Source organism: Streptococcus sp. STC1396 (assembly GCF_058933875.1).
This window is the reverse complement of sequence record NZ_JBZYCU010000011.1, coordinates 27,611-48,083: the sequence shown is the minus strand read 5'-3', so window position 1 is coordinate 48,083 and position 20,473 is coordinate 27,611. Positions and strand designations below refer to the sequence as shown.

Genomic DNA, 20,473 nt, shown 5'->3' with positions numbered 1-20,473 from the left:
CATTGAAGTTTTCTTTTTTTATACGAGTTCAGTTTACATAAAAAACTTATATAAACTGAATATTTCCATTCTTTTTTATTATAGTTTATTCTTTGTGATAAGTCTTACGGATGGCCTCTTTGATGGATTCTACAGTCGGAATCATGGCATTTTCCAAGTTTTGTGCATACGGCATCGGCACATCTTCTCCTGCGCAACGGCGGATTGGTGCATCTAGATAGTCAAATGCTTCTGATTCTGAAATGATAGCTGAAATCTCTCCGATATAACCACTTGTTTTGTGAGCGTCGTTAACCAGAACAACCTTACCAGTCTTCTTAACTGAGTTAATGATGATATCCTTATCAAGCGGTACAAGGGTACGTGGGTCAACAATTTCAACTGAAATTCCTTCCTCTGCCAATTCTTCCGCAGCTTGAACCACACGGCGAAGCATTTTTCCATAAGTAACAACTGTTACATCCGTTCCTTCGCGTTTGATTTCCCCAACTCCAAGTGGGATTGTGTAGTCTGGATCGACTGGCACTTCCCCTTTTTGGTTAAATTCAGACTTATATTCCAAGATAATCACTGGGTTGTTGTCTCGGATAGAAGCTTTGAGAAGGCCTTTCATATCGGCAGGCGTACCTGGGGCTACAACCTTCAATCCTGGAATATGAGTAAACCAAGATTCCAAAGACTGAGAGTGCTGAGCTGCAGAACCAACTCCATTGCCAGCCGCACAGCGAATGGTCATCGGAACTTGCCCTTTACCGCCAAACATATAACGAGTTTTAGCGGCTTGGTTGACGATATTATCCATGGCAATCACAGCGAAGTCCATGAAAGTCATATCTACGATTGGGCGGAGGCCTGTCATGGCTGCTCCTGCGGCTGCTCCAGAAATGGCTGCTTCAGAAATCGGACAGTCACGGACACGCTCAGGTCCAAACTCTTCCAGCATACCAACTGATGTACCAAAGTCTCCACCAAAGACTCCGACATCTTCTCCCATCAAGAGTACATTTTCATCGCGACGCATTTCCTCAGACATAGCGAGGATAATGGTGTCACGAAAAGACATAGTTTTAGTTTCCATTTTCTTTTTCTCCTCTCTTTAGTCTGCGTAAATATCTTCAAAGGCAGATTCAAGCGGCGGGAACGGGCTTTCTTCTGCAAACTTCACAGACGCTTCTACTGCTTCTTTTACTCCAGCTTGGATAGCTTCTAGCTCTTCCTCGCTTGCAATCTTGTTTTCCAGCAGGTATTTACGAAGATTTTCGATTGGATCTTTCTTTTTCCATTCGTCTACTTCTTCACGAGTACGGTATTTACCAGGGTCAGAAGACGAATGTCCCAACCAACGATAAGTTACGCTCTCAATCAAGACAGGTCCTTTACCACTGCGAACATGCTCTACAGCCTTTTGGAAACCTTCATAGACATCCAGAACATTATTGCCATCTTCGATGAACATACCTGGAATACCATATGCAGCACTACGTTGATGGATATGTTCTACGTTGGTCATTTTCTTGATGTCGGCAGAAATGCCATAACCGTTGTTAATACAATAGAAAATAACTGGTAAATTCCAGATGGAAGCCATGTTAACTGCTTCGTGGAAGACACCTTCGTTGGTAGCACCATCACCAAAGAAGCAGACAACAATTTTTCCAGTATTCTGCATTTGCTGGGTCAGAGCTGCTCCAACAGCAATTCCCATGCCACCGCCCACAATACCATTGGCACCGAGGTTACCCGCATCAAGGTCTGCAATGTGCATAGAACCACCTTTTCCTTTACAGGTTCCAGTGTATTTCCCTAGGATTTCCGCCATCATACCATTCAGGTCAATGCCTTTGGCAATGGCTTGACCGTGTCCACGGTGATTAGAAGTGATTAAATCATCCGGATTCAAAGCTAACATTGCACCAACGTTTGCTGCTTCCTCACCAACTGAAAAGTGAGTCATGCCTGGAACTTTTCCTTTTTTTACAAGTTGTGCAATTTTCAAATCCATGCGACGGATTTCTTCCATCTTACGGAACATCTCTAACAAAAGATCTTTATCTAAAGTTGACATATTTTTGCCTTTCTAAGCATCATTCTATAGACACATTTTATCCAAAGCTGTAAGCCCTGTCAAAATTTATGCTTAGAAAATTTCACAAAGAAAAACTGGTATATCGCATAGATACACCAGTTTCGGCGAGAAAAATAATATTTTCACAAACTTTAGGCTGCATTGATTACTTACAATAGCCCTATCATTTTTCTATTTCAATGACTTCGCCTTCCATTTCCTAAATTATCGGATTGTGAGTTGCTATGATAATCACTCGCTCCTCGCTTTTTAAAGAACCATTAAAATTGTAATAATTAACGACCAAACTCGAAGAGCGACTTGTTGAATCTTTTGCTTTATTCAGCCCTTGAGGCAATCTCCCCTGACCATATAACTCATATCGAATATTTTTATCGCTATTCTCATCAGAAACTTGCACCATACGACCGATGAGGCTCTTGTTTTCCTCCGCGAGTTTATCCAATTCAGTTTTGACATTTTCATATTTGAAAGTTTCCCTGGCAGAAAAGACAGAGACTGAAGGATATAAATCATAAGTTAAACCTTGGTTTGTAATTGAAAATACCCACAACAAAAAATCAACAGCATAACATTGGAAAAAAACAAGAAAGATTCGTTTCATAATTTCCCTCTTTTCTAGCAGACAAAAAGAGGTGGCTGACCGCCACCTCCATTCATTCATGAATCTTATCCAAAAATGATGCAATAGATTTCAAAGTATCTCTCGTATTCTAACTCTATTAGACACTATATGTATGTGCTAAATAAATGATTGCTGTGTCTGACGTTTTGCGTGGTGTACCAAGACTATTGTGCGGCATCGTCCACTTTCTTCCCAAAATCTGCCACCATTTGATCAAGTTCCTCGCGGCTTGGAGTCGTCAGCATATAGAGAACATCGCCCTGAAGCTCTGCGAAAGCTGCTGGCATATCTTTTTTGACTTTAAAGTTATCCCGATATTTTTCAAGCAAGTCTGCCTCTGAATAAGCATAATGTGAGGTCGAACGGCGAGCGGTTGCCAAGCAGAATAATGGCTCCATGTGTGACCCAGGAAATGGCTCACCTGCCACAATAGCAGCATAACCCTTATAAAGATCGATTGAATGAGCGTAATTGTAAACATCGATTGTAAAACCACCGGCCGGTCGATTATTGTATTCTAGGGCGATATAATCACCATCTTGACGGAAAAATTCTATGTGGAAAAAGCGCTCTTTCATGCCAAACGTTTTGACAATCGCTTCCCCGTATTCACGAAGTTTTGGATCCATATCCTTGAGGATGTAATAGGAATTATCTGCTTTATAGAGCATCAAATCAAGCGGTGTGTGCGCATAGTCAAAGGTTGTTGAAAAGACAATATTTCCATTAGAATCAATCAGTCCATCAAAAGTACAAATCTCACTTGAAGTCACAAATTTTTCAAAGAAATAAACTGTTTCCTGATCCCATTCTGCCTTGAAACGATCAACATCTGCTCCTGTTTCAAGCTTGAAAGTGGCTGCTGCTCCAACACCATTGTCTGGCTTGGCAATCAGGGGCAGACCGATTTTATTGACAGCCAAATCCACACCGGACAGAGTTTTAACAACCTGACCTGGAACAACTGGCACACCAGCCTTTTTGAAGAATTTCTTCATTTCAGACTTAAACTTGGTCTTTTTCAGATCTTTTGGTTTGGCTCCGAAAATATTAAATTGCTCCCGCAACTGGGCATCCTGCTCCAGCCAGTATTCATTGTGGGACTCGATGCGATCAATCGGGCCATGTTTGTAGAAAAGGAAGGCAACTGCACGTTTGACTTCATCCAGATTTTCTAAATTTTCAACACGGAAATACTCAGTTAAAGCATCTTTCAACGGCTGATCTAGTTGGTCATAAGGCTCCTGACCGATACCAAGTACTGTAATGCCCTTGTTGGCCAGCTCAATTGTAAACTGCTGAAAATTTTGCGGATAGTAAGGGGAGATAACGATATAATTCATAGTAAGACTTCCTTTCTACTTGACATTTTAAAGATTTAACTGACTTAGGAAATAAGGCATCTGCTTGCGCCACCAAATCCAATCATGGGCCACATCATGCCCCCACTCAGAGAACCAAGCTGGAATATTTTTGTGCTCAAAAGCTTCTTTTAGGGTATAGAAGGATGGCAGGCCATCTTGTTCCCAATCACCCAGGCCAGTACAAATAATGATATCTGCTTGACGGTAACGGTCGATGAACCAACCGTCGTTTTGATTCCAGATATAGTCAGCTGGTGAGTTTTGATAAATGACTTCGTCGTTCAAATTGTCACCGACAAAAAAGCGTGCATCATAGACACCACTGAGGGCAATCACTTTATTGAAAACATCCGGATGCTGGAGGAAGAAATTAACAGCGTGATAAGCTCCCATAGAACAGCCGGTCGTCATCATCGGGTCAAACCAGCCAGTCTTGTGCTTGATAAACGGAATCGCCTCTTCAATGACATAACGCTCATAAGCACGGTGCATCTCAGCACGATCGTGGGGATGCTTCCAGTCAGCCAGCCAGCTTTCGCTATCCACGCTGCTCAAAGTGAAAAACTGAACCTTCCCTGTCTCGATGAACCAAGAGCAGGCCTCAATCATCCCAAAATCAGCATATTCATTGTGAGTGCCACCTGACGAAGCAAAGACTACCACTGGAATGCCAGCATGACCATAACGATTGACATACATTTCACGGCCTAGATTTCCACTCCAATGACTTAAAAATTCTACATGCATTTGTTTTCTCCTTTTAGCTTCTTTTCCTACCACTTTTCACTGATAAAGCGGAAACAGTCGGGTAGATTCTCTGCCCAGTCTACTTCATTGTGAATCGCTCCGGACTGGATTTTGATGTGCAGATTGTCCAGCTCCACACCAGCAGCAATCAGCTGACGGTAATAACTGAGCGAAGAATCGATATAGGCTTGTTTGATATTGCCTGCCATGAGGGTCTTGTCCGTATCATCAGCTTCCTCCGTTCCAACATAGATGAAAATCCGCTGGTCAGGTTGTAGCTTCTGGCGTTCTATATAGCGATCAAAAGCTTCCTGATGGAGCCAGTTGGCTGATGAAAAAACGCCCAGACAGCCGACCTGATCCTGATATTCAATGCCAATAAACTGGGTAATATTGCCACCCAATGAAGAACCAATCATAGCTGTATGCTGGCGGTCAGCCTTCGTCCGATAGTTTTCGTCAATAAAAGGTTTGACGACATCCATAACAAACTCTGCATACTCCGTCCCCTTACCGCCAAACTGAATGTCAGGAATATTGGACTCCTGGAACTTCCAGGCAGAGTATTCATTCATCCGACGCGGTCCATCATTATCAATGGCTACGACTATCATTTTTTCAATATCGGGATTGCGCTTGATTGTCGGAATCACTTTCCAAGAATGGCCACTGAAAGACTCCTTGCTATAAAGGACATTTTGGCCATCGTGAAAATAAACGACAGGATAGGTCTTTTCAGTATCTTGTTCATAGTTTTTAGGAAGCAACACTCGCACGCGCCGCTTTTGTTTGGTGTAAGGAACTACCAACTCATGGTTTTTCATATCAAGATAGAAATAGGATTTATTCATTTTCAGAAAACTTTCTATTTTCAAAAATTTTTATTTATTATATCATAAAATTAGTAAAAAAGTTAGGCGTTTCCTAACTTTTTTGAGATTTTCGGTAAAATTCTGCTCTATTTATCTAAATAGGCCTCTAAATCTGCCAATGCCCGCTCAGCAATCTTCTCATAGCGCTCTTTCTTATCACGAATCCGAGGGCCATCTAGCTCTTTGATAATGCCAAAATTGACATTCATGGGTTGGAAATGCTTGCTATCAGCATGAGTGATATAATGCGGCAAACTACCGATGGCTGTCGTTTCTGGGAAGACAAGCGCTTCTTCTCCCTTGAAGAGTCGAGCGGCATTGATACCAGCAACCAAACCAGAAGCCGCTGACTCAACATAGCCTTCAACTCCAGTCATTTGACCTGCAAAGAAAAGATTTGGCTGTTTCTTAGAGCGGAAAGTCTGTTCCAGCAGATTTGGAGAGTCCATGTAGGAGTTGCGGTGCATGACGCCGTAGCGGACAAATTCTGCATTCTCAAGACCAGGAATCATCTGAAAGACCCGCTTTTGCTCACCCCATTTGAGATGAGTTTGGAAGCCAACGATGTTGTAAAGGCTGCCTGCTGCATTATCCTGACGAAGCTGCACCACAGCGTATGGCGTCTTAAAATCTCCGTCACGAGGCCTTTGGTAGTCATCTGGATATTCCAAACCAACCGGCTTCATAGGACCATACAACATGGTTTTAATGCCTCGCTTGGCCATAACTTCAATAGGCATGCAACCTTCAAAGTATTTTTCTTTTTCAAAGGAATTGAGCGGTGCTTCCTCCGCATTGACCAAAGCATCATGGAAATCCATAAACTCTTGCTTGGTCATGGGCGCATTGAGATAGGCCGCTTCGCCCTTGTCATAGCGGGATTTGAGATAGACCTTGGTCATATCAATGGTATTGACATCGATGATTGGCGCCGCCGCATCGTAGAAATAAAAGCCGTCGCCCCCATTGAGCGCGTGTATTTTTTCTGCTAAAGCATCGCTAGTCAAGGGCCCTGTCGCAATGACTATGATGGCATCTTCTGGAATTTCAGTGATTTCCTCACGAATGACTTCAATCAATGGATGATTGGTCACTTGCTCCGTTACTAGCTGCGAAAAACCTTCTCTATCAACTGCTAGAGCGCCACCAGCTGGCACTCGAGTCGCTTCTGCAGCTCTTAAAATGACCGAGTCCAGCCGACGCATTTCTTCCTTAAGCAGACCGACTGCATTTGTCAGCGCATCTCCTCGCAGGGAGTTAGAGCAGACCAGTTCTGCAAACTCCGCAGTTTTGTGCTGAGGAGTCGACTTGACACCCCGCATTTCATAGAGTTTGACTGGGATTCCGCGCTTGGCAATCTGGTAAGCTGCTTCACTGCCAGCAAGACCAGCTCCGATAACATTGATATAGGATGATGACATGATACTCTCCCTTGGATATTTCTAGATTTTCACTCTGACCATTATAACAAAAAGAAAGTAAAAAAGACAGACAGGAGAATTCCTCACTGTCCATCATTTCGTCATTTTTTCTAAATAAGCAATCTTAGCAAAATCCTTATGATTGTTATTTTCATTTCGGTAAGAATCTTGAGAAGAGGCACGGTAGATTGCTAGAAATTGCTCTGGAGTCGGCAGTAGAAATTCAACTCCTTCCACTTCTCTTCGAGTCAGCTCCGCTATTGGCACACCTGAAAATGCCTCCAAGGTTTCCATGACCCCAAATTCAACAGACAAGTCTTCTTTTTGAAATTCATGCTCATGCAGGTCAACTAAACGATAGCCTAGCCGCTCCATCATGGGCTCAATCCTGTCCATATCGTAAATACGTTCTTCGTCTGGTACTTCCCAGCCACGCTCATCACCGTAAACGTGAATGTCGATATCACGCGCCTTCCAGTCCTGACCAGAAACCTGCTCCAGTCCCAGAGATCCCATCAGCAATGGAATAATTCCCATCTTGTTCAGTTGAGACGCTATTTTAAGAAACTCTGCAAATTTATCCATCATAGCCTGTTCCTTATTTTTAAAAATAGATTGAACAATACAACTTATTTCACTTTTTCTTCTTGATAGTCGCCATTGCTGCAGACCACTTGCTTGCCACCCCCACGAACTTTCTTTTCAACTAGATAGTGGTCGCATTTTGGACAGTTGCGCCCAACGGGCTTGTCCCAAGATGTGAAATCACAGTCAGGATAACGATCACAGCCATAGAAAATGCGATTTCGCTTAGTCTTACGCTCAATAACTTGACCTTTCTGACACTGCGGGCAGGTCACGCCGATTTCCTTGACAATAGCCTGAGTGTGACGGCAGTCAGGGAAATTGCTGCAGGCGTAGAATTTCCCAAATCTCCCCAACTTGATAACCATAGGACTTCCGCAGACCTCGCAGTCAAAACCAGCTGGTTCATCTTTGATTTGGATTTTCTCCATTTCAGTTTCGGCTTTAGCCACTTCCTTTTCAAAAGGTTGATAAAACTCGTCAACAACTTTCTGCCACTGCTCTTTGCCAACTTCTACATCATCTAGTTTAGCTTCCATTTCTGCTGTAAATTTCACATTTACGATGCCTGGGAAGAATTCTACAATCAATGAATTGACAATTTCACCTAGTTCCGTCGGCTCAAAGCGCTTGGAAACCAGCTTAACGTAATATCGTTTCTGAATAGTTTCAATGGTCGGTGCATAGGTAGACGGACGACCAACACCATTTTCTTCTAAAGTCTTGATAAGAGTCGCTTCAGAATAACGAGCAGGTGGCTGGGTAAAATGCTGTTCTGGATTGGTATTGACACGTTTGACTGTGTCCCCCTCTTCCATGTCTGGCAGCATTTTATTTTTGTCAGAGTCGTTGTAAATAGCCAGATAACCATCAAACTTGACCTGACTGCCATTAGCTGCAAATTGGACACCATTTTGCCCCAGCTTGACATTCATTGTATCAAAGACTGCTGCTGTCATTTGGCTGGCTACAAAACGGTTCCAGATCAGCGTATAGAGCTTAAGCTGATCCTTATCCAGATACTTTGCGATGCTTTCTGGAGTATTGAAAACGCTGGAAGGACGAATGGCTTCGTGGGCATCTTGAGCGCCAGAAGCGTTCTTGGCCTTGCTGCCATGTTTGGAATATTTAGCGCCAAATTTATCCGTGATAAAGCTTGCTGCTTCATTCTGCGCTACTGGGCTGATACGAGTCGAGTCGGTACGCATATAGGTAATAAGACCCTGTACGCCAGATCCGATATTGATCCCCTCATAGAGCTGCTGGGCCACCATCATGGTCTTACGAGTCCGGAAGTTAATCTTATTAGCAGCATCTTGCTGCATGGAGGACGTCGTGTAAGGCAGGGGAGCATTGCGTCGACGCTCTTTCTTTTCGACACTGTCGACTGTAAAGTCATCACCTTTGAGATGAGATAGGACTTCTTTGACCTCATCGTTATTAGTCAGCTTCATCTTTTTACCATTCATACCGTAAAAGCTGGCTTGAAATTGACGAGTTCCTTTCTTGAAGGTTCCGTCAATCGTCCAGTATTCTTCTGGTTTGAAGGCGTTGATTTCATTTTCACGGTCGATAATCAGCTTGAGAGCGACAGACTGCACCCGACCAGCTGACAGGCCTTTTTTGACTTTCTTCCAGAGAATAGGAGAAATGGAATAACCCACCAAGCGGTCCAGAACTCGGCGAGCCTGCTGTGCATCAACCAAATCCATATCAATCTGACGTGGCTCTTTAAAAGCATTTTTGACCGCATCTTTGGTAATTTCGTTGAAGACGACACGGTTTTTCTCTTTTTCATCCAGATTAAGAATGTGAGCCAAATGCCATGAAATAGCTTCTCCTTCGCGGTCCGGGTCACTTGCCAGAAAGACTTGCTTGGCTTTCTTGGCTTCTTTTTTTAAGTCATTAATCAACGGACCTTTACCACGAATATTGATGTATTGCGGCTCATAGTTGTTCTCAAAATCAATGGACATAGTAGACTTTTTCAGGTCTCGAATATGTCCCACACTGGCTAGAACCTTATAGTTTCGTCCCAGATATTTTTCTATTGTTTTTGCCTTAGCAGGCGACTCTACGATGACAAGATTTTTCTTGGTCGTAGATTTTTTCTTTGTTTTTGTTACCAATTTAGACACCTTCTATCAGAAATAAAATCTCATAGAGTGTAAACTATTTTTTGATAGATGTCAACTACTAACTTTTCTTATAGGAAAACTTGTTTTAAAAATCAAACTCAGAAAGGACGTCAGAGCCTGATGTGATGCACTTTGCGCCCTCTTGAATCAAATGATGGCAACCGTCAGATTTTCCATCCAAAATTGATCCCGGAATTGCAAAAACATCCCGCCCTTCTTCCATTGCCCGCTCGCAGGTAATGAGACTGCCCGACCGCATTTTGGCTTCCGCCACAATGACGCCTCGGCAGAGACCGGCAATAATGCGATTACGCTCTGGAAAATGAAATTTTAAAGGCTGTTCACCTGGACCATACTCTGTCAGCAATAGATGATTCTTACCAATATAAGTCTGTAATTTTTTATTGGCCTTGGGATAAAAAACATCCAAGCCCGTCCCAATAACAGCAATTGTCTGACCGCCGTTTTGCAGGGCAGCCATGTGAGCTGCGGTATCAATCCCACGAGCCAGCCCGCTGACGATGACCAGTTCGTTATTAAGCTCTTTGACAATCTTTTGAACCGAAGCATTGCCTTGCTTACTGCTATCTCGGCTGCCAACGACTGCAGCCTTAGGCAGCTCTAGCAGGTCTAGATTTCCCTGATAAAAGAGAAGAGTCGGAGCATCATAAATCTCGCATAAATCCCAAGGGTAAACATCGTCCAAGATAGAAAAGGATGGAAATCGGTCAAACTCTTCCTTCAAAGCTTGCAGATCGAGCCGCTTGTACTTCTCCATAAAGAGAGCAGGATTGCGGCATTCAGACACGACAGCCTTGTCTCGTAGAGAGAGTTCACCCTCTCTAGTCTCGGCATATCTCAAAACGTTTAAAACCTGATGATTGGTCAAACCAGCTTTTTTCATTTTATAAATTTCAAAATTATTCATTTTTTCACCTCACTTTATTATTCGTAAAAGAAATAAAAAAGAGCTGAAAGACAGCTCGATTTTGAAAATTTTAGATTATAGCCTATGATTACCCAAGCTGATTCAAATATGCCTGATAGATCCCAACTGTCTGGCATAAAGGTCTTGGTGATGGAGTCGATTTCCCTTTTGTTTGAGTGCAAGACCAACTTGATAAAAATACCACCAAGGTCCATAGCTAGAAAACCGCTCTTCTTAGGCCTTTTCTTCCTTATGAATAGGAATTTCCTTAATCATCCGTGCTGGGTTGCCACCTAAGACCACATTATCACCAAAAGACTTGGTCACAACAGCTCCTGCTCCGACCACGACATTATCACCCAGCGTCACTCCTGGCAAGATCGTTACACCGCCGCCCGCCCAGAAGTTGTCACCAATCTTAATGGGCGCTCCGTATTCAACACCTGAATTTCTCTCTACTGGATCGAGCGGATGCAATGGCGTCAGCAGCTGGCAATTGGGACCCAGCATGGCATTTTTTCCGATGGTAATGGGGCAAACATCCAGCATGGTCAGGTTCCAGTTAGAATAAAAATTTTCTCCAAGGTGGATGTTAACCCCATAATCACAGACCAAATCAGGCTTCATAGCTAGATTCTCCCCTGTGCTACCAAACCACTCCTTGATGATAGCGCTGCGTTTCTCACTATCTCGTTCTTGATTAAAGCGATACTGAAAATCTCTCGACCGAGCAGCTAATTCTCTCAATTCAGCATCCTGAGGGCTGTAATACTCCCCTGCAATCATTTTCTCATATTCACTGCTCATGCTTATCTCCTTTTCATGCGTGACAGATGGATGGTCAGATAGAGCTGCTCATCATCTGAAGTGTGGTAATTGCGCGTTCGACGCAGATAATCACTAATCTTTTTGGTTGTTTCAAACGCTAAAGGATACTTGATTTTCAGCATATCAAACATATCATTATCTGGCAAATCTCGATGGCCTTCATTGGCCAAAACCCTCTGGCAGAAGAATTTGAGGTGGGTCATGAAGCGTTCGACGTAAATATCATGATCTTCTAAAGAGGTCTCCAGACTGTATTTGACAATGGTCAGGATTTCCTCCATGAGCTGAGTCAATTCTCTCGCAGCAGCTGTACCAGTCCCTAACTCCGCATTGACAAGGGTCAGGGCTATAAAAGCCGCCTCATCATCCGGCAGGTCCTTGCTCAGATAATCGCTCAAGAGGTGATTTGCAAACTTTCCGACCTCATATTCTTTTGGAAAGAACCGCTTGATATCCCAAAGCAGAAAATTTTTCATGTAAAGATCGTCCTGCAGACGCAGGGTAACACCGTAGATATGGTCCGCCACAGCTAAAAAAGCACTGTCCTTCAGCTTGCTCTCTAGATGATTATGGGCAAAAGAGATAATCTGATCGGCCATTTCCATGATTTCAGCTGGCAGCTCCATGAGGAGTTCTCTTTCCTGCTCAGAAGAAACATAGCGTTTTTCGATTAGGTCGGTTGGAATCTCGTCTCCTACCTTGCGACCAAAAGCCAAGCCGCATCCCATTAAAATCACTTCCTGTCCTTCAGCTTCAGAAAGGACGACATTGTTGTTCAGTATTTTAGTAATAATCATCTTTTACCTCTCAGGGCTTTTTATTATGGACTTATCATGGATTTCACAGGTTCAAAGCTTCGGCGGTGAATCGGTGTGACACCGTATTTTTCCAAGCCTTCCAGATGCAATTTGGTGCCATAACCAGCATTCTGGGCAAAGTCATAGCCTGTATAAACCTGATCAAATTCCGCCATCATCTTGTCCCTCGTCACCTTGGCTACGATAGAAGCCGCAGCGATGGACAAAGAATTCGCATCACCCTTGATGATGGACTGCTGGGGCAAGGGCAAGTCTAACTTCATCGCGTCAATCAAAAGGCAATCCGGCTTTATCTGGAGCTGGGCTACCGCTTCTGTCATAGCTAGCTTGGTCGCTTCATAGATATTGACTCGGTCAATCGTTTGATTGTCCATAATGCCCAGACCAATGGCTAAGGCCTGATCTAGCACTGCTTGATAAATTTCATGATGCCTTTTCTTGGGAATCTTCTTACTGTCATTCAGACCTTTGATTTTACAGTCAGGAGGCAGAATGACTGCTGCTGCAACCACCGGACCAGCTAAGGGGCCTCGTCCGACTTCATCAATGCCAGCCAGGACTTGAAATCCCTGACTGTACAGTTCTTTTTCATAGCGCAGCATAAACTCCAGACGCAGGTCTTCATCTAGCTCTGCTTGGATTTCTTTTTGGCGCTTGAGTAGCAGTTTTTGAACACCGCTCCGCTCATCCTGCTTCAAATCCTGAAAAAGTGGATCCTGCAAGTCAGAAACTTGAGCTAGCTGCTCTTGGATTTCCTTAATCGTGGGCATCCAATTCCTCCAGACCATCCAGTGTATAACGACCTAAGCGCCCATCACGCACTTCCTTGACAAAGAGGCTGTAAAAGCGATCGTAATCCTCTCTGAAGCCCAATTTCTGGGTTATATCCATAATCATGTCTGGCGCTTCCAGTTCTAAATCCAGCTGCTTAAAGCGCTCCTGCAGTGCCTTAGGATAATGCTCTTTGAAATAATTGAGTCCGAAAATCGTGACCTCATCCATTGGTAGCAAATTGTCCTTGATAGCACCCGTCAAAGCGAGTTTCAAAGCCACCATTTCATCTTCAAATTTTGGCCAAAGAATCCCCGGTGTGTCTAGAATTTCCAAATCCTTATTGGACTTGAGCCACTGCTGACCTTTGGTGACCCCTGGTTTATTGCCGACTATCGCAATTTTCTTACCAGCTAGCCGGTTCATCAGCGTTGACTTTCCAGCATTGGGAATCCCGATAATCATAGTTCGCAGAGTCTCGATTTGAATTCCTCTTTCCCGCTGGCGAGCTAGCTTATCAGCCATCAATTTTTTAGCTGCTTCGGTTACTTTTTTGACTGCAGATTGCTCCTTAGAGTTAATAGCCAAGGTTTTGATTCCCTGACCTTCAAAATAAGCCTGCCATTCCTTGGTTAAGGTCGGATCTGCCAGGTCAGCCTTGTTTAAAATCAATAACTTGGGCTTGTCCCCAACAATTTTAGTCAGCATAGGATTTTGACTGGATAAAGGCAGCCTCGCATCCACCAAAATCGTCACAAAATCTACAAATTTAATATTTTCTTGAACCTGTCTCCGAGCCTTGGACATGTGGCCTGGAAACCATTGAATTGTTGCCATAATATTTCTCCTATTGAGTCTAATTTCTCATTGAAAAAAGCCATTAAAAGGGCTCTGTTTACGTTTATTATAGCAGAAAAGACCAAAAATGTCGCAAGGCAATGCTGAAATCATGAGAAACTTTGACAGGCTTCGCCATTAAAGAAGCGCTCAAGTATTTCGTAGCCCTGCCCGAAAATATTAGCTGCGTATTTATGGATAACCATAGTCCTGATAATGGCACAGCCATTGATATTACCCTAAAGTTTTCTGAGCGGAAGGCTGGTGTCTTCTTTGGTTGGGTCTTCCCCCAAGCTTTCCTTCGCATAGTATAGGTTGGTCCCAAAAACGTCGGGACACCAACTACATCTGTTATTCTTATGGGGATTAATCTTGAGACAACCTATGCAACACTAATGGTCAACGGATTGACAAGCTCGGCTAGTGTCCTAAGCTTTTGCAGCTTTGTTTTTTCAGCTCTCGTCATCTTTGAATACATCTATAATTTCTTTGATAAGAAAAACAAGTGTAATATGAAAACAACATGATTCCGTAATTGTTGGAATCATGTTGTTTTTTTATAAACACTTTAAATTCATCCTATACAAATTGCCAAAAAGTCTCAATAGCATCAGAAACTTAACCAAGCATAGTCCTCAACTGAAAATATTAGCTCATTTCCTGCTGGGACTCTCTTTCCAGATTCACCCTAACATCCGCTTTGGAGCAACGCTTGTATGCCCTCTTTCCCAAGAACGCTTGAATAGTCGCCTTGAGACAGGTAGACCAGATCAGTCCAGTGCAATCAGCTCTTCTGGATTAAAGTAAAATTGACCATTAAGCGGATAATTGCTGGTGCCGTTGGACAGATGGATTGTGTCATCGATCCCCTCTTAGTTGCTAGCTGTGACACGATAGAGTGACATTATTTCTCCTTTGCATTCAGCTTCTCTCAAGATTAGCTGTATAAGATCGCCTTCCCAACTCGTACACAGACAAATGCCGATATTGGACTTAAAATCTATCTCTAAATCGCCTCTGTAGTGAAACTGCGGCTTTCCAGTACCTTCAGCATGGCATCAGCTGTATCCAAGGCTGTAAAGAGTGGAACTCCGTGCTCAATAGCTGAGCGGCGGATAATTTGACCATGCTTGTCAGCTGTGCGCTTGGTCCCAACCGTATTAATAATAGCCTGAACCTTGCCCTTGCGGATATAAGCTGGGATGTTCTTATCATCGTCACTACCGATTTTTTTCACCAGACGGACGTGTAGGCCGTGATTTTCAAAATAAGAGGCTGTTCCCTTGGTTGCCCAGATACTATAGCCGATATTGGCAAAGCGCTGAGCCAGCTGCAGGGCTTCTTCTTTACTATCGTCTGCGATAGTAAAGACAATATTGCCGAAGTTTGGCAGATGAAGATAGGAAGCCTCAAAAGCCTTGTAGAGAGCTTTTTCCAGGGTGCGGTCACTGCCCATGACTTCACCAGTAGACTTCATTTCAGGTCCCAAGAGACTATCGACCTTAGCCAGCTTGGTAAAGGAGAAGACCGGAGCCTTGATATGAACCATGGAACTTTCTGGATGAAGGCCGTCTTCATAACCCAGCTCTGCCAAGGTTTCCCCAAGGATCAAACGAGTCGCTACTTGCGCCATCGGAATATCGGTCACCTTGGACAAGAAAGGAACAGTCCGGCTGGCCCGTGGATTGACCTCAATGACATAGACCTGCTCATCTTTGATGACGAACTGAATATTCATCATGCCGATACAGTTCAGTCCCAGAGCCAAACGTTTGGTATAGTCTGCAATAGTATCCTTGACTTTCTGAGATAAGGTTTGCGGCGGATAAGCCGCCATGGAATCCCCTGAGTGAACCCCTGCCCGCTCGATATGCTCCATAATCCCTGGAATCAAGACCTGACGGCCATCAGAAATAGCATCCACCTCGCACTCATCACCGACAATGTAAGAATCAACCAAAACTGGATGGTCTGGACTGGCCTTAACCGCTGTCCGCATATAAGAGCGTAGATCCGCTTCGTTTTCTACGATTTCCATGGCACGGCCACCCAAGACATAGGAAGGTCGCACCAGAACGGGGAATCCAATTTTACGAGCAGCCTCTACTGCTTCCTCTTCATTAGTGGCCGTCTGACCCGGCGGCTGCGGAATATCCAGCTCTTTCAGCGCTTGCTCAAAGAGATCCCGGTCCTCAGCTCGATCCAAGTCCGCTACTTGGGTACCTAAAATCTTAACACCAGCCTTGGACAGTGGCTCTGCCAGATTAATGGCTGTCTGCCCGCCAAACTGTACGATAACACCCTTAGGCTGCTCCAGCTCAATGACATTCATGACATCTTCAAAGGTCAGCGGCTCAAAGTATAGCTTGTCAGAGACAGAAAAGTCGGTCGATACAGTCTCTGGATTACTGTTCATGATAATCGCTTCATAACCAGCTGCCTGAATAGCCTTTACAGAATGAACAGTCGCATAGTCAAACTCGACCCCTTGCCCGATTCGGATAGGACCTGAGCCCAGCACAAGAACAGATTCCTTGCTGGACTTGACAGATTCATTTTCAAAGCCATAGGTGGAGTAGAAATATGGCGTCGCAGACTCGAACTCAGCAGCACAGGTATCGACCATCTTGTAAACCGGCACAATCTTCTGCTCCTGTCGGATGCGACGCACCTGCTCAGCTGTTATGTCCCACAAGGCTGCAATCTTAGTATCCGCAAAGCCATTTTGCTTGGCCTTCTTGAGCACATAACTATCTCCGATATGACTGGCCAGTTCCTGCTCGATTTCGTAAATGTGGAGGAGCTTATCCAGGAAAAAGACATCAATCTTAGTCAGCTCGGCAATTTCATCTGGACTGTAACCACGGCGAATAGCCTCTGAGATGTAGAAAATCCGGTCATCTTGCGCCTTGACAATCTTCTTCATCAGCTCATCATCGCTTACTTGACTGAGAGCAGGCAGCTCATTGTGGTCCACGCCAACTTCCAGAGAACGGCAGGCCTTGAGCAGACTCTCCTCGATATTGCGGCCAATAGCCATGACTTCGCCTGTCGCCTTCATCTGGGTTCCCAGACGGCGCTCACCCTGCTCAAATTTATCAAATGGAAAGCGCGGAATTTTAGCGACCACATAGTCCAGAGCCGGCTCAAACATAGCATAGGTCGAGCCTGTCACCGGATTGATGATTTCATCCAATGTAAGTCCGACTGCGATTTTAGCCGCAAGCTTGGCAATCGGATAGCCAGTCGCCTTAGAGGCAAGGGCTGATGACCGGGAAACCCGCGGATTGACCTCGATGACATAATATTTGAAACTATGCGGATCCAGAGCCAGCTGCACATTACAGCCACCCTCAATCTTTAGCGCACGGATAATCTTGAGACTGGCGTCCCGCAGCATCTGGTATTCATAGTCTGAGATAGTCTGACTAGGTGCAAAGACGATAGAATCTCCTGTATGGATGCCGACTGGGTCAAAGTTTTCCATATTACATACGACCAGCGCATTGTCTGCACCATCCCGCATGACTTCGTATTCGATTTCCTTAAAGCCTGCTATGGAGTGCTCGATCAGACACTGAGTAACTGGAGAGAGTTTGAGGCCGTTTTCTGCGATTTCCTGCAGCTCTTCCTTATTGCTACAGATACCGCCGCCAGTTCCCCCCAGTGTAAATGCCGGACGGACAATGACTGGATAGCCGATACCAGCCGCAAATTCCAGCGCTTCATCAACTGTATTGACAATTTCTGACTCAGGGATGGGCTGGCCTAGCTCTTCCATCAGCTGCTTGAAAAGGTCTCGGTCTTCCGCTTGGTCAATGGCTGATAACTTGGTTCCCAAGAGTTCCACTCCTAGCTCTTCTAAAAGCCCTGACTTGGATAATTCCATGGCCATATTGAGTCCAGTCTGACCACCCAGAGTAGGCAGAAGAGCATCTGGCCGCTCCTTGCGCAGAATCCGCGCAACAAACTCCAGCGTGATAGGCTCGATATAAACCCGATCCGCAATCTCCTTGTCCGTCATGATGGTCGCCGGGTTGGAATTAACCAAGACGACACTGTAGCCCTCTTCTTTCAAGGACAGGCATGCCTGAGTCCCTGCATAGTCAAACTCCGCAGCCTGACCAATGACAATCGGACCAGAACCAATGACCATGATTTTTTGAATATCTTTACGTTTTGGCATCTTTTACCTCGTTTTCTATTGTCTATGTCCCTGCATAAACTTAAATATACTGGCAAGCAAATTTGAATATAAATCTCCTAGCGCTGGGTTAAGAATCCTTTGAATGAATCTCTTGGAAAGTATCCATCATCTCCATAAATTCATCAAAGAGATAGCTGGCATCATGAGGGCCAGGTGCAGCATCAGGGTGAAATTGAACAGAGAAGGCCGGATAATATCTGTGGCGCACTCCTTCAACAGATTTATCATTGATTTCTTCATGGGTCACAATTAAGCATGCCGGCAAATCCTCACGGCTAACTGCATAACCGTGATTTTGACTAGTAAAGTCAACTCGGCCTGTCGCAATCTCACATACCGCATGATTGAAGCCACGATGACCAAACTTCATCTTATGCGTCCTGGCACCATTGGCCATTGAGAAGAGCTGATGCCCCATACAGATACCAAAAATCGGAATCTTGCCCTGAACTCCCCGAATCATCTCCAGAGCCTCTGGCACATCCTCTGGATTGCCTGGACCATTAGACAGCATGACTCCGTCGGGATTGAGCTGCAAAATTTCCTCGGCGCTGGTATCATAAGGCACCACTGTCACACTGCAGTTACGCTTGGCTAGCTCTCGCAAAATAGAGTGTTTGAGACCAAAGTCCACCAATACCACGCTGCGGCCAGTTCCCGGAGCGGGGTAGGCTTGCTTAGCAGACACCTGCTTGATATTATCCGTTGGTAGGACTGTTGCCTGCAGCTGATCTTGGATGTGCTCAATCGTATCCTCCGCATTGGCAAGTGTCGCCTTCATGGTTCCGTGTTGGCGGATAACCTTTGTCAGTGCCCTTGTATCAATTCCTGAAATTCCTGGAATATCCTTCATTTTGAGAAACTCATCCAAAGACATTTGATTTCGCCAATTGCTTGCGCGGCGGGCATGTTCATAAACAACCACCCCCTTGCAGGTCGGGCGGATAGACTCATAATCATCGCGATTAATGCCATAATTTCCCACAATCGGATAGGTAAAGGTTAAAATCTGACCATTATAAGATTGGTCTGTAATCGACTCTTGATAGCCCGTCATACCTGTGTTAAAGACAATTTCTCCTGTCACACTAAGGTCAGCTCCAAAAGCCTCTCCTTCAAAAATCATGCCATTTTCCAATACTAAAAGTCTTTTTGTCATTGTCTCCTCCTTCTGTACCCAACTAACCCAAAGAATTAGTTGGGGGATTCAATTCACTTAACTGCAGCCACAAATTCTTGCTATCTATATAATAAGAGGGAGCAGGATGACTCTTTTTGAGTCCACCCCCACTCCCAACCGAAATATCTGAGATTATTTACGTCCTTTGAGAACTGCCTCAATGATGGCCATTCTGACAAAAACACCATTGGTCATTTGTTCTACGATACGAGATTTTGGAGCCTCAACCAAGTGATCTGCAATTTCCACATCGCGGTTGACAGGAGCTGGGTGCATCAGGATAGCGGTATCCTTCATACGGTCATAGCGCTCTTGCGTCAAACCATGAAGTTTATGATAATTTTCCTTAGAGAAAATAGAGTTGTAGTCATGGCGCTCATGTTGCACACGTAGGAACATCATCACATCCACTTGGTCAATCACTTCATCAATGGTTACGAACTTACCATAGTCAGCAAACTCCGCACTTCTCCACTCATCTGGACCAGCAAAGAAGAGCTCGGCACCGAGACGTTTTAAGATTTGCATATTAGACTTGGCTACACGAGAGTGATCGAGGTCACCGGCAATAGCCACTTTCAAACCATCGAAATGGCCGAATTCTTGGTAAATTGTCATCAAGTCAAGCAGGCTTTGGCTTGGGTGCTGACCAGAACCATCACCGCCATTTACGATGGAAGTTGTAATCGTTGGACTTTCGACCAATTCTTTATAGTAATCCACCTCAGGGTGACGGATAACACAGACGTCTACACCGATAGCCGACATAGTCAAAATCGTGTCATATAAGGTTTCTCCCTTATTGACTGAGCTTGTCTTGACATCAAAGTCAAGCAGGTCACATCCAAGTTTCAATTCTGCTACTTCAAAAGCCTTGTGAGTCCGAGTCGAAGGTTCAAAGAAGAGATTCGCAACGATATGTTGCTCATCGTAATGAACCTTTGCGCCGTTTTTGAATTCAATCCCGCGCTTAATCAGGGCCATCACTTCTTCGTTAGTGAGGTGTTCCATAGATACAAGGTTTTTAAGTGCGATTTGATTTGATGACATGATGTTATACTCCTTT

At 44.4% G+C, this 20,473-nt stretch carries 17 protein-coding genes; all 17 read right to left on the bottom strand.

Annotated features, from left to right (window positions below; genetic code table 11):
• Nucleotides 1–85 precede the first annotated feature (85 nt).
• A complete protein-coding gene (locus AC5FEC_RS05240) occupies nucleotides 86–1,078 on the bottom strand; it encodes an alpha-ketoacid dehydrogenase subunit beta (protein WP_234550206.1) in 993 nt (330 codons plus the stop codon).
• 18 nt (nucleotides 1,079–1,096) lie between these two features.
• The gene (locus AC5FEC_RS05235; protein WP_493661521.1) at nucleotides 1,097–2,065 is read right to left on the bottom strand and encodes a thiamine pyrophosphate-dependent dehydrogenase E1 component subunit alpha; all 969 of its coding nucleotides are present in this window, start codon (nucleotides 2,063–2,065) and stop codon (nucleotides 1,097–1,099) included.
• 220 nt (nucleotides 2,066–2,285) lie between these two features.
• On the bottom strand, nucleotides 2,286–2,690 hold the full coding sequence (locus AC5FEC_RS05230; protein WP_493661520.1) for a hypothetical protein: 405 nt from the start codon (nucleotides 2,688–2,690) through the stop codon (nucleotides 2,286–2,288).
• A 185-nt stretch (nucleotides 2,691–2,875) separates the two neighbouring features.
• On the bottom strand, nucleotides 2,876–4,054 hold the full coding sequence (locus AC5FEC_RS05225; RefSeq protein WP_234550203.1) for an ATP-grasp domain-containing protein: 1,179 nt from the start codon (nucleotides 4,052–4,054) through the stop codon (nucleotides 2,876–2,878).
• Between the two features lie 27 nt (nucleotides 4,055–4,081).
• A complete protein-coding gene (locus AC5FEC_RS05220) occupies nucleotides 4,082–4,822 on the bottom strand; it encodes an esterase family protein (protein WP_234550202.1) in 741 nt (246 codons plus the stop codon).
• A gap of 26 nt (nucleotides 4,823–4,848) precedes the next feature.
• Nucleotides 4,849–5,673, bottom strand: a complete 825-nt coding sequence (locus AC5FEC_RS05215; RefSeq protein WP_493661519.1) for an alpha/beta hydrolase — start codon at nucleotides 5,671–5,673, stop codon at nucleotides 4,849–4,851.
• Nucleotides 5,674–5,780: 107 nt separating this feature from the next.
• Nucleotides 5,781–7,115: a methylenetetrahydrofolate--tRNA-(uracil(54)-C(5))-methyltransferase (FADH(2)-oxidizing) TrmFO gene (trmFO, locus tag AC5FEC_RS05210; RefSeq protein WP_493661518.1), complete on the bottom strand. Its 1,335-nt coding sequence runs from the start codon at nucleotides 7,113–7,115 to the stop codon at nucleotides 5,781–5,783.
• 93 nt (nucleotides 7,116–7,208) lie between these two features.
• Complete coding sequence (locus AC5FEC_RS05205) at nucleotides 7,209–7,703, bottom strand: phosphoribosylanthranilate isomerase (RefSeq protein WP_493661517.1); 495 nt, start codon at nucleotides 7,701–7,703, stop codon at nucleotides 7,209–7,211.
• Between the two features lie 41 nt (nucleotides 7,704–7,744).
• On the bottom strand, nucleotides 7,745–9,838 hold the full coding sequence (gene topA, locus AC5FEC_RS05200) for a type I DNA topoisomerase (protein ID WP_493661516.1): 2,094 nt from the start codon (nucleotides 9,836–9,838) through the stop codon (nucleotides 7,745–7,747).
• A gap of 85 nt (nucleotides 9,839–9,923) precedes the next feature.
• The gene (dprA, locus tag AC5FEC_RS05195) at nucleotides 9,924–10,766 is read right to left on the bottom strand and encodes a DNA-processing protein DprA (RefSeq protein ID WP_234550197.1); all 843 of its coding nucleotides are present in this window, start codon (nucleotides 10,764–10,766) and stop codon (nucleotides 9,924–9,926) included.
• 234 nt (nucleotides 10,767–11,000) lie between these two features.
• Nucleotides 11,001–11,573: a sugar O-acetyltransferase gene (locus tag AC5FEC_RS05190; RefSeq protein ID WP_037614935.1), complete on the bottom strand. Its 573-nt coding sequence runs from the start codon at nucleotides 11,571–11,573 to the stop codon at nucleotides 11,001–11,003.
• Between the two features lie 2 nt (nucleotides 11,574–11,575).
• Nucleotides 11,576–12,391, bottom strand: a complete 816-nt coding sequence (locus AC5FEC_RS05185; protein ID WP_493661515.1) for a PRD domain-containing protein — start codon at nucleotides 12,389–12,391, stop codon at nucleotides 11,576–11,578.
• 23 nt (nucleotides 12,392–12,414) lie between these two features.
• Nucleotides 12,415–13,182: a ribonuclease HII gene (rnhB, locus tag AC5FEC_RS05180; RefSeq protein ID WP_493661514.1), complete on the bottom strand. Its 768-nt coding sequence runs from the start codon at nucleotides 13,180–13,182 to the stop codon at nucleotides 12,415–12,417.
• Entirely contained in the window at nucleotides 13,169–14,020 is an 852-nt protein-coding gene (ylqF, locus tag AC5FEC_RS05175) for a ribosome biogenesis GTPase YlqF (protein ID WP_493661513.1), read from the bottom strand. Before ylqF ends, rnhB begins: the two co-directional genes overlap by 14 nt.
• A 1,006-nt stretch (nucleotides 14,021–15,026) precedes the next feature.
• Nucleotides 15,027–18,206, bottom strand: coding sequence for a carbamoyl-phosphate synthase large subunit (gene carB, locus AC5FEC_RS05170; protein ID WP_493661512.1), 3,180 nt, complete (start codon nucleotides 18,204–18,206; stop codon nucleotides 15,027–15,029).
• Nucleotides 18,207–18,294: 88 nt separating this feature from the next.
• A complete protein-coding gene (locus tag AC5FEC_RS05165) occupies nucleotides 18,295–19,386 on the bottom strand; it encodes a carbamoyl phosphate synthase small subunit (protein ID WP_493661511.1) in 1,092 nt (363 codons plus the stop codon).
• Nucleotides 19,387–19,539: 153 nt separating this feature from the next.
• Nucleotides 19,540–20,457, bottom strand: coding sequence for an aspartate carbamoyltransferase catalytic subunit (locus tag AC5FEC_RS05160; protein WP_037614949.1), 918 nt, complete (start codon nucleotides 20,455–20,457; stop codon nucleotides 19,540–19,542).
• Nucleotides 20,458–20,473 lie beyond the last annotated feature (16 nt).